13 protein-coding genes and 1 tRNA gene are annotated in these 15,204 nt (G+C 69.4%); 4 read left to right on the top strand and 10 right to left on the bottom strand.

Translation table 11 applies throughout. The features are described 5' to 3' along the window. The first annotated feature begins 79 nt into the window (after positions 1-79). The 3 genes from IFR14_RS07580 (at position 80) to IFR14_RS07570 (ending at position 2,741) form a co-directional block, all read left to right on the top strand. Positions 80-1,426, top strand: a complete 1,347-nt coding sequence (locus IFR14_RS07580; RefSeq protein ID WP_342365663.1) for an MFS transporter — start codon at positions 80-82, stop codon at positions 1,424-1,426. 72 nt (positions 1,427-1,498) lie between these two features. After that, complete coding sequence (locus IFR14_RS07575) at positions 1,499-2,464, top strand: aldose 1-epimerase family protein (RefSeq protein WP_446728075.1); 966 nt, start codon at positions 1,499-1,501, stop codon at positions 2,462-2,464. A 25-nt stretch (positions 2,465-2,489) separates the two neighbouring features. Further along, a complete protein-coding gene (locus tag IFR14_RS07570; protein WP_079001938.1) occupies positions 2,490-2,741 on the top strand; it encodes a response regulator in 252 nt (83 codons plus the stop codon). A 62-nt stretch (positions 2,742-2,803) separates the two neighbouring features. On the opposite strand, the gene IFR14_RS07565 is transcribed toward IFR14_RS07570, so the two are convergent. Next, positions 2,804-4,264, bottom strand: a complete 1,461-nt coding sequence (locus IFR14_RS07565) for a serine hydrolase domain-containing protein (protein WP_191940709.1) — start codon at positions 4,262-4,264, stop codon at positions 2,804-2,806. A gap of 229 nt (positions 4,265-4,493) precedes the next feature. On the opposite strand from IFR14_RS07565, the gene IFR14_RS07560 reads away from it, so the two are divergent. Continuing rightward, a complete protein-coding gene (locus IFR14_RS07560) occupies positions 4,494-5,957 on the top strand; it encodes an MFS transporter (RefSeq protein ID WP_191940708.1) in 1,464 nt (487 codons plus the stop codon). A gap of 13 nt (positions 5,958-5,970) precedes the next feature. On the opposite strand, the gene IFR14_RS07555 is transcribed toward IFR14_RS07560, so the two are convergent. The 9 genes from IFR14_RS07555 to galU all read right to left on the bottom strand — a co-directional run bounded on the left by IFR14_RS07555 (position 5,971) and on the right by galU (position 15,203). Then, a complete protein-coding gene (locus IFR14_RS07555; protein ID WP_197977484.1) occupies positions 5,971-6,633 on the bottom strand; it encodes a MurR/RpiR family transcriptional regulator in 663 nt (220 codons plus the stop codon). Between the two features lie 185 nt (positions 6,634-6,818). After that, a complete protein-coding gene (locus tag IFR14_RS07550) occupies positions 6,819-7,994 on the bottom strand; it encodes a mechanosensitive ion channel family protein (protein ID WP_086474686.1) in 1,176 nt (391 codons plus the stop codon). 525 nt (positions 7,995-8,519) lie between these two features. After that, positions 8,520-9,791: an HNH endonuclease signature motif containing protein gene (locus IFR14_RS07545; RefSeq protein ID WP_137242056.1), complete on the bottom strand. Its 1,272-nt coding sequence runs from the start codon at positions 9,789-9,791 to the stop codon at positions 8,520-8,522. A 407-nt stretch (positions 9,792-10,198) separates the two neighbouring features. Further along, positions 10,199-11,374, bottom strand: coding sequence for a N(5)-(carboxyethyl)ornithine synthase (locus IFR14_RS07540; protein WP_191940707.1), 1,176 nt, complete (start codon positions 11,372-11,374; stop codon positions 10,199-10,201). Between the two features lie 147 nt (positions 11,375-11,521). After that, positions 11,522-11,598: transfer RNA gene (locus tag IFR14_RS07535), tRNA-Ala, on the bottom strand. Positions 11,599-11,649: 51 nt separating this feature from the next. Then, entirely contained in the window at positions 11,650-12,312 is a 663-nt protein-coding gene (locus IFR14_RS07530) for a hypothetical protein (protein WP_191940706.1), read from the bottom strand. A gap of 98 nt (positions 12,313-12,410) precedes the next feature. Next, positions 12,411-13,436, bottom strand: a complete 1,026-nt coding sequence (locus IFR14_RS07525) for a hypothetical protein (RefSeq protein WP_191940705.1) — start codon at positions 13,434-13,436, stop codon at positions 12,411-12,413. Between the two features lie 84 nt (positions 13,437-13,520). Then, a complete protein-coding gene (locus IFR14_RS07520; RefSeq protein WP_191940704.1) occupies positions 13,521-14,174 on the bottom strand; it encodes a GNAT family N-acetyltransferase in 654 nt (217 codons plus the stop codon). 135 nt (positions 14,175-14,309) lie between these two features. Continuing rightward, a complete protein-coding gene (galU, locus tag IFR14_RS07515; RefSeq protein ID WP_191940703.1) occupies positions 14,310-15,203 on the bottom strand; it encodes a UTP--glucose-1-phosphate uridylyltransferase GalU in 894 nt (297 codons plus the stop codon). Position 15,204 lies beyond the last annotated feature (1 nt).

The raw sequence follows: 15,204 nt of genomic DNA, 5'->3' as shown, positions 1-15,204 counted from the left end.
CGCACGCCTGCAGTTCGTGTCGTCAGCATATCTGCGACGGACCGGCGCCGGTGGGCACATCCTGCACCAGAATGGTGACGTGTCCACCGCCCCCACCACACCCCGCACCCGCAGCGAGCGCCTCGACGCGCTCCCGTTCACCAAGGCCCACGGACGACTGCTCGTCGGTTCCGGCGTCGGCTGGGCCCTCGACGCCATGGACGTCGGACTCGTGTCCTTCGTCCTCGCCCAGCTCGCCGTGCAGTGGCAGCTCGGGAACACGGAGCTCTCCTGGATCGCCTCAGCCGGGTTCCTCGGCATGGCCATCGGTGCGACGCTCGGCGGCTTGCTCGCCGACCGGGTCGGTCGACGCCACGTCTTCGCGATCACGCTCCTCGTGTTCGGCATTGCGACGGGGGCTTCGGCCCTGGCCTGGGGACTCGGCGTGCTCATCGTGCTGCGGTTCATCGTCGGCCTCGGACTCGGCGCCGAGCTGCCCGTCGCCTCGACCCTCATGAGCGAGTTCGCCCCGCCGCGGATCCGCGGGCGGATCATCGTGTTCCTGGAGGCGTTCTGGGCCGTCGGGTGGATCGCCGCCGCCCTCATCGGTTACCTGGTCGTGCCGACGAGCGACGACGGGTGGCGCTGGGCGCTCGCCATCGGTGCATTGCCCGCGGTCTACGCGGCCATCGTACGGACGCGACTGCCGGAGTCGGTGCGCTTCCTCGAGTCGCGTGGTCGCCACCGCGAGGCCGAGGCTGTCGTCCGCGAGTTCGAAGCCTCGGCCGGCGTCGCCCACCCGGAGGCCACCGGCGACACCACCACCGACACCTCGGTAAGCACCGGCCTCTCCGCCGGTCAGCGCCTCCTCGGACTGTGGGTGCCCACGCACCGCCGCGACACCGGAGCGCTGTGGATCGTGTGGTTCTGCGTCAACTTCTCCTACTACGGTGCGTTCATCTGGATCCCGACGATCCTCGTGGCCTCCGGCTTCTCGCTCGTCCGGTCCTTCGGTTTCACGCTCATCATCACCCTGGCCCAGCTCCCCGGCTACGCCGTCTCGGCGTGGTTGATCGAGGCTTGGGGACGGAAGCAGACCCTCGCGACCTTCCTCGCGGGTTCCGCGGTGTCGGCGGTCCTGTTCGGCACCGCGACGACCGAACCGATGATCATCGTGTTGGGCATGTGCCTGTCCTTCTGCAACCTCGGTGCCTGGGGCGCCCTGTACGCGACGACGCCGGAGCTGTACCCGACGGCGCTCCGTGCGACCGGGGCGGGGTGGGCCGCCGGCATCGGCCGCATCGCCTCGATCATCGCCCCGCTATCGGTCCCGGTGCTCCTCCTCGCAGGACAGGCCATGCTCTTCTCCGTGTTCGCCGCCTTCTTCGTCGTCGCCGCGGTCGCCGCACTGTTCCTCTCGGACATGCGCGGCCGATCCCTCGACTGAGCCGCGTCCCACTGCCCGACCCGCACCGCCAGTCGGCCGGGTCGGTCGGCGACGATGCGACAGAATGGGGCCGTGACCGAATCCACCAGCGCCGTGTCCCCGTCCGCCTCCGTCGACCGACGTCCGATCTCAGGACGTCGTGTCGATCTCGAGCACGGTGCGTACACCGCGTCGATCGCCTCGGTCGGTGCCTCACTGCGGTTCCTGCAGCACGACGGCCGCGACCTCGTGGTCCCGTTCGACGCGGAAGAGGTCCGTCCGGCGTTCCGCGGCGCCATGCTCGCCCCGTGGCCCAACCGCGTCGTCGACGGCCGCTACACCTTCGCCGGCGTCGACCACCAGCTCGCGCTCACCGAACCCGCTCGCGGCCACGCCCTCCACGGGCTCGCCGCCTGGTCGGAGTGGGACCTCGTGTCGTCGAGCGCATCGTCGGCGGCGTTCCGCGTGGTCATCGAAGCGCAGGAGGGCTATCCGTTCCGTGTCCAGGTCACCGCGACCTACACGCTCGACGACGACGGACTCCGCACTGACGTCGAGGCACTGAACCTCGGCGACGTCGACGCCCCGTACGGCACCGGGCCGCACCCCTATCTCGTCGCGGGAGAGGGGCGCGTCGACGACTGGACGCTCGAGCTGCCCGCCGCCGAGGTGCTCACCGTCACGCCGGACCGGCTCATCCCGGTCTCGCTGGAGCCGGTCGACACGGAGGCGACGGAACACTTCGACTTCCGCGCACCCCGGGCCATTGGCGACACCTTCATCGACCATGCGTACACGGCACTCGACCGCGACGCCGACGGTCGGGTCATGGTGCGGGTGACGACACCCTCCGGCGGTGGCGTCGCGATGCACTGGGGCGAGGGTCTGCCCTGGGTCCAGGTGCACACGGCCGATCAGCCCGTCGCGGAGCTGAACCGACTGGGGCTCGCCGTCGAACCGATGACCTGTCCCCCCGACGCCTTCTCGACCGGGACCGATCTCGTGGTGTTGGCTCCCAATACACCACACCGGGTGTCCTGGACCATCGCAGCACTCTGACGGTCGTCGGGGCTAGGCTGGCGACATGTCACAGACTCTTGCGAAACTCACCGGCGGCCCGCTCGACAGCGAGATCATCCCGCTCGAAGACGGTCAGGACGGCGAGCTCGTCCTGCCCTACGGCGAAGGCCAGCTCATCTACCGTCCCGTCGGCGAAGCGACGAACACCGGCGACCACGACGGCCCGACGACGACCGACTACGAGTACGTCGAGTCGACGGAGGACATCTCCCCGACGAACCGCAACGGCAACGGCGACGACGACTCGATCGGCTGAACCGGACCGCCCTGTTCCACCTGAACGCCGGTAGCTGAGCCTCAGCTGCCGGCGTTCGGCGTTCACTCCCCCTGGTCGTCGACCGTCACCGTGAAGGTCTGGACCCGGAGTGGCAGCACGGGTGTCATCCGGACCTCCAGGCGGAGGCGGCCCTCCGTCCCCTCGACGAACCAGACCAGGTGGTCCGGCGAATCGCAGATCGGCGTCGCGCGCCCCGAAGCCACCTCGGCGATGCCACCGACGGCGGTGACAGCGGCGTCGACCGCTTCGCGTCGCTCGTCCAGCGGGCGGTCGAGGGCGACGTTCTCGGCGAACAGCGAGGCGGCGACGCGGTCGTCCCAGTGCGACAGCAACCCGGTCGCGGTCATGGATGCCACAAGCGTCTCCGGCCAGGGGCGGATCGCCGGTTCCGGCAGCTCGCCGGAGGCCTGGGCGCCCGCGATCGCCAGCCGCAGGGCCTGTTCGGCGGGCTTCGCCACGGCCGCGTAGCCGGCGTTCTCGAAGGCGACGACACCGAACCCCGATGTCGGGTGCCACCGCATGTGGGCGCTGTAGCCGGGGTAGCCGCCCGAGTGCGAGACGAGCGTCCCGAGGTCGGCGTCCTCCTCGACGAAGAGGCCGAAGCCGTAGCCGAGCGCGAGTCTCGGCGGCACGCCGTCGAGGGTGGGCCGCGACGGAGCCAGCCGGTGCAGCTGCTGCATCTCGCGACGGCTGGCGCTCGACAGTGGTCCGGTCTCGTCCCCGGTCCAGGCGCCGTCGAGCCAGCGCACCCATCCGATCAGGGTGGAGGCCGAGGCGAAGAGTCCGCCGATCGAGGAGAAGACCCCGGGGCCGGAGAACGGGACCTCGACGAATCGGCCGTCTTCATCGGCGGCCCGTTCGCGGCGGACACGATGACCGGTCGCCGTGACCGCCCCGTCGCCCTCGGGTCGCTCGAACACGGCGCCGAGCCCGAGCGGCTCCAGCAGGAGCGAGGTCACCGCATCGATGTAGGAGCCACCGGTCACACGCTCGATGACCTGCCCGAGCAGCGCATAGCCGAGGTTCGAGTAGGAGAACGCCGTCCCGGGTGTCGTGACGCATCGGACGCCGCGCACGAGCAGCCGCCGGAACTCGTCCACGCTGATCGACTCCTGGCGGTCACCCCACGGATCGTCCGTTCCGAGCCCACCCGACATCGTCAGGAGCATCCGCACGGTCGGCCGGACGGCGATCCCGTCAGGGAGCACCGGCGCGAACTCCGGCACGAACCCGTCCACTGGCGCGTCCAGGTCGAGGCGGCCGGCATCGCGGAGGATGAGAAGCACGGCGGCGGTGAAGCTCTTCGTGCAGGAGGCGATGCGGAACAGCGTGTCGGCGTCGGGCACCGGACCGCCCACGGCGACCCCGCCGAACCCCTGCTCGAACCGGACCCGCTCGCGGTCGAACACGGCGACGTACGATCCCGGGGCGACGCCGGAGGTGATCCGGTCCTGGAAGACCCGCGTGATGTCCGTCTCGGTGCTGTCCTCGACCAGGTGCATGCCGCCTCCTCCTCGACGGCCCTCGGCAGCCGTCCGCGATCTCGTCGCGCTTCGAGCGTACGACCATTCCGCGCCACCGGGCGCCATCGCACGGGGTGCCGGGCGTAGGGTGCTCCTCCGCCAGGACGAAGTCAAGGGGCACCGATCAGCGACGTCCGATGCCCGCCGCGGGAGTAGCGTCATCTCCCGGATCGACCGTCGACGGGACGGCCGTGGAAGGAGTCATTCCATGTCGAACACGTCGACCTCCGGGCGACCTGCCCCGGTGCGGAGCCTCGTCCCCGCCAGGATGGACCGATTGCCGTGGACCCGGTTCCACTGGATGATCGTCGTCGGTCTCGGCTTCTCATGGGTGCTGGACGGTCTCGAGATCCAGATCGTCGCCTCCGCCGGATTCCAGAAGTCGCTGGGGCTGTCGGCGGCGGAGGTCGGACTCCTCGGGACGATCTATCTGCTCGGCCAGGTGACGGGTGCCCTCGTCTTCGGCCGCATGGCGGACCGCCTCGGCCGCAAGAAGCTCTTCATCCTGACCCTCGCGATCTACCTCGTCGCGAGCGGCATCGCGGGCTTGTCCCCCACGTTCTGGTTCCTCGCCATCTTCCGGTTCTTCGCCGGCATGGGTATCGGCGGCGAGTATGCGGCGATCAACTCGGCCATCGACGAGCTCATCCCGTCGAAGTACCGCGGGCACGTCGACATCGCCATCAACGGCACCTACTGGGGTGGCGCCGCCCTCGGATCGGCGGCGAACCTGTTCCTGCTGAACACCGACTACTTCGCCGAGGACGTCGGCTGGCGCATCGGATTCTTCATCGGGCCGGTCCTCGGTCTCGCCATCATCTTCCTGCGACGCCACATCCCCGAGAGTCCGCGCTGGCTCATGACGCACGGTCGGGAACAGGAGGCGGAGGCAACAGTCGACGACATCGAGGCGACCGTCCGCAAGCAGGGCGGGACGATCGAGCCGGTCGACGAGTCGAAGGCGCTCACGGTCCAGGCCCAGGGCCACATCCCGATCCGGACCATCTTCGGCGTCCTCTTCTCGAAGTACCCGAAGCGCACCTTCGTCGGCCTCGCGATGATGATCACGCAGTCGTTCCTGTACAACGCGATCTTCTTCACCTACGCGCTCGTGCTGCAGAACTTCTACGGCACGAGCCCCTCGTCGACGCAGTACTACTTCTTCCCCTTCGCGATCGGAAACCTGCTCGGCCCGCTCCTCCTCGGCAGGCTGTTCGACACCTGGGGTCGTCGCCAGATGATCTTCCTCACCTACGGGGTCTCCGGAGCGGTCCTGGCCGTGTCGGCGGTGCTCTTCAACGCCGGTGCGCTTGACGCGACGACCCAGACGATCTTCTGGTGCGTCTCGTTCTTCTTCGCCTCCGCCGGTGCGTCCAGCGCCTACCTGACCGTGAGCGAGATCTTCCCGCTCGAGCTCCGCAGCCAGGTGATCGGCTACTTCTTCGCGATCGGACAGATCGCGGGTTCGGTCGCGCCCCTGCTCTACGGGATCCTGATCGGTGATGGCACGGACCGCGGTCCGCTCACCGTGGGCTACTTCGTCGGTGCAGGCGTGATGGTCCTCGGCGGGTTGATCGCCCTCATCTTCGGGGTCGACGCCGCGCGGAAGTCACTCGAGGACATCACGGAACCCCTGTCGATCGTGCGCGACGAGCAAGGCTCGGGACGCTGAGCCCGGTCCGCGCTCAGTCCTCGTCTGAGACGTAGACCCCGAGCGTCTCGGCGAGGCGCTCCCGCTCCACCGCCCGACGGCCGGCGCCCTTGGCGCTGGCCGTCGTGAGCGTGGCGAGGATGTGCAGGGTGAGCGCGATCCCGATCGAGGAACTCGGGTGGCCGTCCTCGGCACGGCCGAGCACGATCGTCTCGTCGGCGTACGGGGTCAGCGGGGCGTCCGGCGCGTCGGTGATGAGCACGAGGCTGCCTCCCGCCTCGGCGAACGGGACGACGGAGTCGATCGTGTACTTCCGGTACCGCTGCAGCGACACGGCGATCATGACGTCGCTCGTCCGCACGTCGCTGAGGACGTCGAGCGGCCGCACGATGGTGCCGTCGATGAGCGTGACGTTCGCGAGGCCGTAGCTGAGGTCCGCGGCGAGGAGGGACGCGTAGGTGAACGACTTCGACGCCCCGATGAGGAAGCGTCGCCGCGCGGAGACGATGAGGGCCGCTGCGCGTTCGAGGGCACCGTCCGCCTTGGCCGAGGCGAGGGACTCCTCGAACTGCTTCCGTTCCTGCTCGAGGAGTCGGTGCTTCAGGACGGACGCGGAGCGTCGTTCGAGACGCTGCTCCGGGCGTTCGCCGGGGACGGCGGTGTCCTCATCGGTGAGGAAGAGGGTGTCGTCGTTCACGCGCGGTCTCCTTCGCATGCCGTCGCCGGGGTTCGGGCCGGCGCCGTCCGTTCACATCGGCAGCAGCACCGACGGCCCGCCGGCAGGTCACCCGGCGAGGTTCCCTTGATGGTAGCGACGGGAAGCGCATACAGGATCGCCGGAACGACAACGATTCGGTGCACACGCGTCCGGCCGCGCGACGGTCAGCGTTCGGGCTCGTCGTCCAGGTCGGGCAGGGTGATCGAGGAGGTGAAGAGGCTCGCGCGCTGCTCGGCCTCGGCGCTGCCGCTGAACAGCCCGACGGGCTCGGTGACCGGCCCGCCGCGCTTCGGCACCGGACGAGGCTCCTGCTCGACCATCTGCACCCGGTTGCGCGGGATCGCCGACGGGTTCTGCGCGAGGATCCACTCGACCATCTGCTCGCGCACGAGGCATCGGAGGTCGAAGAGGGTCGGTGCGTCCACCGCGGTGACGAGGATGCGGATGCGCACGTAGCCGCCGACGGCGTCCGTCACCTGCAGGACCTGTGCCCGGCCGTCCCAGAGGTCGGTGCGGTCGAGGATGCGTTCCAGCTCGGTCCGCATGACCGCGGGGCTCACCCACCAGTCGAGGTCGAACTCGACGGACCCGAGCAGCTCGCTCGTGTTCCGCGTCCAGTTCTGGAAGGGCGTGGAGGTGAAGTAGGTGGACGGGAGCACCATGCGGCGATCGTCCCAGATGCCGACGACGACGTAGGTGAGGGTAATCTCCTCGATCCGGCCCCACTCCCCCTCGACGATGACGACGTCGTCGACCCGGATCGCATCGCTGAAGGCGAGCTGGATCCCGGCGAACACGTTCCCGAGGACGGACTGCGCCGCGAGGCCGGCGACGATGCTCACGACCCCGGCGGAGGCCAGCACGCTCGCCCCGACGCCCTGGACGCCGGGGAACGTCAGGAGGATCGACGCGACACCGACGATGACGACGACCGCGATCGCCAAGCGACGGACGAGCGCGAGCTGTGTCTGCATGCGGCGGGCGACCTTGTTGTTCGGGACGTCGATGCGGTACCGGGCCTGGCCGAGCCCGATGACGAAGGCGAGCAGCGCGGCGACCAGCCATGTCGCTGCGGCGATGACGGCGATCCGGAAGGTCTGGTCGATGAACCCACGGGCGGTCTCATCGGGAAGCGTCGCCGCAACCGCCGGCCACACGGCGACCAGGATCACGAGGGCCCGGAAGGGGTGCCTGGCACTTCCGGCGAGCGCACCCGGCCAGTCGCTCCGCCGCGCCGCCATCCGGAAGGAGACCGACACGATCACGATGACGACGAGCGCTGCGATCAGCGCTATCCCGGCCGCTGCGGCGACACCCCACCAGCTCTGCCAAACGAACATCCATGCCTCCTCGAGCCGGTCGTGCACTATGTGTTCCTCCGCCGACCGATGCCGTACGGCGCAAGCGTCCAGCGTAGGGGCGGGTGCATGCCGCGCTCGACCGCTTGCGCGGCCTGCCACGAACCTCTCAGGCCGAGTTCACGTGGCCGGCGCGTCCCACGTGAACGGAGCGAACCTCCCCGTTCACCGAGGTGACGCGGCCCAGACTGCCCTTCGACAGGCTCAGGGACCGAGACATGGCGGGCAAACCTCTTCCGGCCACTGAGCCTGTCGAAGTGCCCACGAGGACGCCTCATCATTCCGGGCACACCTCCCCCGATCACTGAGCCCGTCGAAGTGCCCCCGGGAAACCCTTCGACAAGCTCAGGGACCGAGACATGCCGAATAAACCGCTCCCGGTCACTGAGCCTGTCGAAGTGCGGCACAGCTCGGAGACCGAGGCAGTGCGGACAGACGTTTCCCGGTCACTGAGCTTGTCGAAGTGCCCACGAAGAACCCTTCGACAGGCTCAGGGACCGGCGGAGGTCAGAACGGTGCGGGGTCCGGTTCGGTCCGGTGATGCTTCCCGTCGGGTGTCGTCCACTCGAGCGCGCCGCCTGGTCCGTGGTCGAGGTTCCATCCGGGGAGGTGCTTCATGCGGTGGTGATGTCGACACAGGCAAGCGAGGTTGCCGACATCTGTTGTGCCGCCGTCGTCCCAGGCGACGGAATGGTCGAGGTCACAGGCCCGGGCGCGCCTGCCGCAGCCCGGTGCGCGACAGGTGCCGTCCCGCAAGCGCACCGCGCGCTGCAGATCAGCCGGAACGCGGTACTGGTTGCGACCGACGGAGAGGATCGCACCGGTTTCGGGCTGGACCAGGATCCGAGTGAAGCTCGGCGCGTTCACCGCGATACGTGCCGCAGTCTCAGGATCGATCGGCCCGTAGCCGTCGAGGGTGGCCGGGGCGTCGCTGACGCCGGCCATGCTGAGCGCTGGGACCGTGATCTGCACGGTCGGCTTAATGTGTTCCTGGACCTCGATCGGATGCGGAAGGACCGGGCTCGACATCACGTCGTCCGGGGTCACCCCGGTGAGGGCGAGCGCCGCCAGGGCATCCGCCTGGAGCTGCGCGCAGGTGCGTGTGTCACCCGCCTTGCGCGACTCTGCGGCCGCTGCGTCGACCCGCTCGGCGATGCCCAGCGCGATGGGTGCCGTGGTGAACAGGTGCACCCAGGCCATGCCGTCGGCCGCGGGCTCGACCTCCACCCGGCGGTCCGCTTCGGAACGCTTCGAGCGGGACGTGATCGACTCCGGATGCAGGCGCTCGCGAAGGACACGAGCTCGCCTGCGGAGCTCCGCATCGGTGGCCTGCTCTGCGACCGGGAGCACCGTGGCGAGGAACACGGCCCGCCCGTCGGTGGGCACGTCGCAGAGCTGGTCGGTGATCGTCTTGGCGTGCCGAGCCGAGATACGGCCCGCCTCGAGCGACTCGAGCACGGCCGGGGCGTCGTTGACGAGCGCCTCGGCGTCATTCGTCGCCCGCTGCACAGTCTGCTCGGGTATGCGGGTCGCCATCGCGAGCGCCGCGCACGTGGAGCGACGGGACAAGGCACGGCGCTCGGCGGGCGGGAACGCGGCCGGGACGACCGTGTCCGCAAAGGCGTCGGCGTAGGCCGCTGACCGGGCCAGGAGCCGAGCCGTTCGGGCAGCCAGCACAGCCTGCTGCCGGCAGATCTCCGCGTACTCGTCCGAGAATTCCGCGAGCTGCGCGGCGTAGTCATCGCCAGCTCGAGCTGCGGAGGTGGTGCTCTCGGACATGACTCCAGTCCACCATGGACCACTGACATTCCAGATGCCGAGTCGGCCCGGTTTTGGAAGTTGCTCGTGCGCCCTTCGACAAGCTCAGGGACCGGAAGGAGTTACTCAGGGATCAGAGGAGCTGCCCACGGACCGGAGAGGTGCCGCCGGATTGGGAACCTTCCCCGTGGGCCCTTCGACAGGCTCAGGGAACGGAGGTCAGGGACCGCTGGACGTTCATCGGTTCCGTCAGGTCACCGGGCTACCCTCCGACGAGCCCGGAGACCGGAGGGTTCCGGGTGCACCTCTCCCGGTCACTGAGCCTGTCGGAGTGCTCGCGAGAGACCTCCCGGGCGGGGTGCCTCCGTCAGCGGTACACCGAGAGGCCCGCCGCGGCCCCACTGCTTGAACGGTCCGCCGAGACCCGATCAGTCCGGCAGGACCTCGTGCGGATACTCGGCCGACCGGTGCTGGAACTCGGTGATCGCCGGGTTGAGGATGACGCCGTCCTGGATCTCGACGGCCCGCTGGACGGTCAGGCTGTCAACCCAGGCGGCCGGTCCGGCCAGGACGGTGGGCAGGAACGGCAGCAACGCCTCGCTGTTCTCCCAGCTGGACGAGTTCCACAGCAGCGAGGGGCTGTGGTCGACCGCGTAGTAGTTGATCTCCCCGGGCCCGACGGTGAACATCGGGTCGTCGAACCCGGTCGTGCGCGCCCACTCGAAGGCCATCCCCTCGTCGCAGGAGACGTCCACGATGAGGCTCCCGGGCCGGAACGCACCGAGGTCGTCCTCGCGGAGGTAGAGCAGTGGTGCGTTGGGGTCCTGCAGCGTGCAGTTGACGACGATGTCACTCTCGGCCAGGAAGGGCGCGAGTGGCACGCGACCCTCGTCGGTGATGACCTCGCTCAGGTACGGGCCGTCGTCGTGGTCGAACTGGATCATGCGGGCGGAGTGGATGGGCGCCGCGACCGCCGCGACCCGGCGGTTGGTGAGCACGCGCACGTCGTGGATCCCATGGGCGTTGAGCGCGGTCACGGCACCTCGGGCGGTCGCGCCGAAGCCGATGACCACGGCGGTCAGGCGACGGCCGTAGCTGCCGGTGGAGCCGCAGAGCTCCAACGCGTGGATCACCGAGCTGTAGCCGGCGAGTTCGTTGTTCTTGTGGAAGACGTGCAACCCGAAGCTGCCGTCGGCGGCCCAGTGGTTCATCGCCTCGAAGGCGATCAGCGTGAGCCGTTTGTCGATCGCGAGCTGCGTCAGCGCGGAGTCCTGGACGCAGTGCGGCCAACCCCAGAGCGTCTGCCCGTCGCGGAGCTCCTGGACGTCCTCGAGCTGCGGTTTCGGCAGGAGGACGACGTCGGCCTGCTCGATGACCTCGGCGCGCGTCGCGAACGAGCGGACGTAGGGGGCGATCTCTTCGTCGGAGACGCCGAACCGGGCACCGTAGCCGTGCTCCACGACGATCCGAGACCGGAACTCCTCCGGGATGCGCTCGAAGTGCGCCGGGTGGATCGGCACGCGTCGTTCGTCAGGTTTCAGCGAGGTGCCGATCACCCCGAGGACGGCGTCGTGCTGCACGGTCGGTTCGGATGCTGCTGGCATGACTGCTCGTCCCGTTCACGGGAACCGAAGCGGCGCCGTGCTCCCGACCGTACAGGACGCGGGGCGCCGCCGACACGGGACAGGGAGCTGCCGACACCCGGAAACACGACAACCCCACACCGTGAGGTGCGGGGTTGTCGTTGCAGCTGGTGGACCCAAGGGGATTCGAACCCCTGACCCCCTCGATGCGAACGAGGTGCGCTACCGGACTGCGCCATGGGCCCAACTACTCGTCCAGGCTAGCAGAACCGGCGAGCCGTTTCGAACCGGCCGCGCTAGTCCTCGTAGGGGTTCGGGCCGTCGTCGACCGGCATGCTGCCGTCCTTCGGATTGGCGGCGATGAGGGCAGCGAGGTCGAGATCGCGGAACCAGCGGAGCCGCTGGCTCCGGGCACGCCGATAGTGCTCGTCGACGACCGGCTCGTCGAGGACCCGGTCGAGCTTCGCCTGGATGGCGCGCTCCAGGTCGCCCCACGCACGCTCACGAGCGGATTCCGCGATCGCCGCGACGAACTCCTCGTCCTTGCTCACCCGACGGAGTTCGGCGGCGAGCCCCGAGTACACCTCGCGGCGACGGGATAAGGCGCTCAGGTCACCCGCGCGGTAGTCGTGCTGGTGACGAGCACTCCCCCGCCGCTGGAACGCCGTCTGGCGCGCCTCCCGTGCGAGGTCGGCGTACTCCTCCTGCTCGTCAGCCATGCGACCCAGCTCGCGCCGGACCGCCGCCTGCGTCGCCTCGGCGTCGTAGGACGCGCCGTCGCGGAGTGCTCGCTCGATGATCCAGTTCGTGACCTCGACCACGGTCCAGGACCGCGCGATGAGGAGGCCCTCCTCGACCGCGTGCTCGACCGGCGGCGGAGCCACCTCAGGGGGCGCGACGTAGGGCTTCATCGGCTTCCGCCGGCTCTTCCGCCACACGCCCATGGTCACCTTTCGCATTCCAGGGCGTCGACGAGAACCGAGCGACGAACCCCCTCGACGAGTCTATCCGTCGCCGGTGACCGGTTCATGAACGACCGGACGGGCGCGGTCGGGGCTCAGCCCGCGGCGCGGCGACGCTGCAGCAGGGTCGAGCCGCCGGCGGCGATCTCGCCCTCGTCGATGACGCCCATCGAGGCGAAACGACTCGGCGCCGGCTGCGCCTCGACGCGCTCGGGCTGCGGAGCGGCGACGGGCTCCGGACGACGGACGATCGTCGGCACGACCGGCGCGAGACGCTCGGCGCGAGAGGCGATGGCCTCCTGCATGGCCGCCTGGCGCAGGCGATCGTAGGCGTCGGCCTTCGCCAGCTCGGCGGCAGCCGAGGAGCCCTCGGAGAGGTGGAGCGGCTTCGGGATGGACGTCGGGGTCCACGTCTGCGCCTGCGATGCCGCCTTGACGGGCTCGTTGTACTCGAAGAGCGCCGACTCGACGCGCCTGGTCGTGACCGCGACCGCCGGTACCGGCGCGACGGCGCGGTGGGCGATGCGCGACATGCGGGAGAGCGCAGAGAGCGCGAGCAGCCCGACGACCGTGGACGAGATACCGAGGACGAGACCGCCACCCGCGAGGAACGCGGTCACGCCGGAGCAGAACCCGATGATGGAGGCGACCAACACGGTGGTCGCGAGCAGCCTGGAGCGACGACGGCTCCGCGCGAGCTTCGCCGCTCGGGCGTTGCGCTGCACGGCACGGGCGGCGGCAGCGGCAGCACGACGAGCGTCCTCCGCGGCACGGGCGGCGGCTTCGGCCTGCACAGCCCTGGCCTCCTCCTCGCGGCGGATGCGATCAGCTTCGGCGAGTTCGACGCGGGCCGCAGCCTCAGCCGTCGCCTTCGTCCTGGCCTCGAGCTGCTTGAGGAGCTTGCGCTGCGCGGCGACCTCACGCGACGTCGCCTCGAGCCGCACGGCCTCCGGGACCTCAGCCGTCTCGGCGAGCACACGGAGCGTCTGCTGCAACCGGATCGCGTTGCGCTCGCTGGCGGAGAACTGGCTGTCGCGCACCCACGACGGCACCAGGTACACCAGCCACAGCATCGCTGCGACCAGAATGATCACCCCACCGCTCAGGAATCCGCCGTCCATGTCCCTGACCGTAGCGGGTGCAACGACCGGAGACGGGCAGTCGTCGGGTGTGTCCCCGGATAGAGGGGGAAAACGGCTACCGGGTCAGCGGGTGGGGAAGGGTGCCGCGGCCGCGAGACGGTCGGCCTCGGGGATCACGCACGCGTCCTTCGGGACCTGTCCATCCAACCACCGGTTCAGGACGCCGCCCGGGACCTCTTCACGGACGAGGCCGAAACAGAAGTGGTCGCGCCAGTCGCCGTCGATGTGGATGAAGCGGCGTCGCAGTCCCTCGTACCGGAACCCGAGCTTCTCGACGACCCGCAGGCTCGGAGCGTTCTCGGGCCGGATGCAGATCTCCAGACGATGGAGCTGCAGGGCGGTGAAGCAGTGGTCGGTGGCCAGGGCAGTCGCGATCGGTGTGGCACCGAGACCCGCGAACCGCTGGGAGACCCAGTAGCCGATCGACGCCGAGGCCAACGAACCGTAGGTGATGCCGGAGACGTTGAGCTGGCCGGCGAACTCACCATCGACCTCGACGACGAACGGGAGGCCGGCACCCGAGCGCGCGTGGTTCTGCAACGACCGGATCGCCGCACGGCTGTCGGCCGGGACCGGGCCGTAGGGGCTCGTCGCCTCCCAGCGGCGCAACCAGGCACGGTTCTCCGCGAGCTCGCGCTCGAGCGGCCTCGCGTCACGGACCTTGATCGGCCGGATGCTCACTCGCCCACTGCTCAGAACGGGTACGACCTGCGCCACCGTGCCACCCCTCTCGCGTTCTGTGGTGAGCCTAATGGAGCGCTCACCGATGCACCGACACCGTGGTGCCGACAGCACCGCGCCCCGAGATCCGCTGCTGCGGACCCGGGGCGCGTCGTGTGTCGTCCGATGGACTCAGTCGAGGTCCCCGGCGAAGCCCTTGAGCCACGGACGGAGCTCGGGACCGAGGTCCTCGCGGTCGACCGCGAGCTGCACGATCGCCTTGATGTAGTCGAGGCGGTCGCCCGTGTCGTAGCGACGGCCACGGAAGATGACGCCGTAGACGCCGCCCGTGCCTTCGACGTCTGCGGCCATCTCCTGGAGTGCGTCGGTCAGCTGGATCTCGCCACCCTTGCCCGGCTCGGTGCGCTCGAGGATCTCGAACACCTCGGGCTTCAGCACGTAGCGGCCGATGATGGCGAGGTTGGACGGGGCGTCCTCCTTCGCAGGCTTCTCGACGAGGCCGGTCACCCGCACGACGTCGGCGTCGTCGGTGGCCTCGACGGCTGCTGCACCGTACATGTGGATCGAATCGGGGTCGACCTCCATGAGAGCGATGATCGTCGCGTTCCGCTTGTCCTGCTCGTCGAGCATGCGCTCGAGGAGGACGTCGCGGGCGTCGATCAGGTCGTCGCCGAGGAGCACGGCGAAGGGCTCGTGGCCGACGTGGCGCTTGGCCCGCAGGACGGCGTGGCCGAGGCCCTTCGGGTCTCCCTGGCGCAGGAAGTGGATGTCGGCGAGCTCACTCGACTCGTTGACCTTCTCGAGGCGCTGGGTGTCGCCCTTCTTCGCGAGGTTGAGCTCGAGCTCGGTCACGCGGTCGAAGTGGTTGGCGAGGGCGTTCTTGTTGCGGCCGATGATCATGAGCACATCGGCGAGCCCGGCGCTGACGGCCTCCTCGACGACGTACTGGATGGCCGGCTTGTCGACGACAGGGAGCATCTCCTTCGGCAGGGCCTTCGTCGCCGGAAGGAACCGGGTGCCGAGACCTGCTGCGGGGATGACTGCTTTGGTAACACGAGTGGTCATG

Origin of the sequence: Plantibacter sp. CFBP 8775 (assembly GCF_014839505.1) — a bacterium.
GTDB lineage: Bacteria > Actinomycetota > Actinomycetes > Actinomycetales > Microbacteriaceae > Plantibacter > Plantibacter auratus.
Note: the sequence above shows the minus strand (reverse complement) of the source record. Positions and strands in the feature narration are given on the sequence as shown.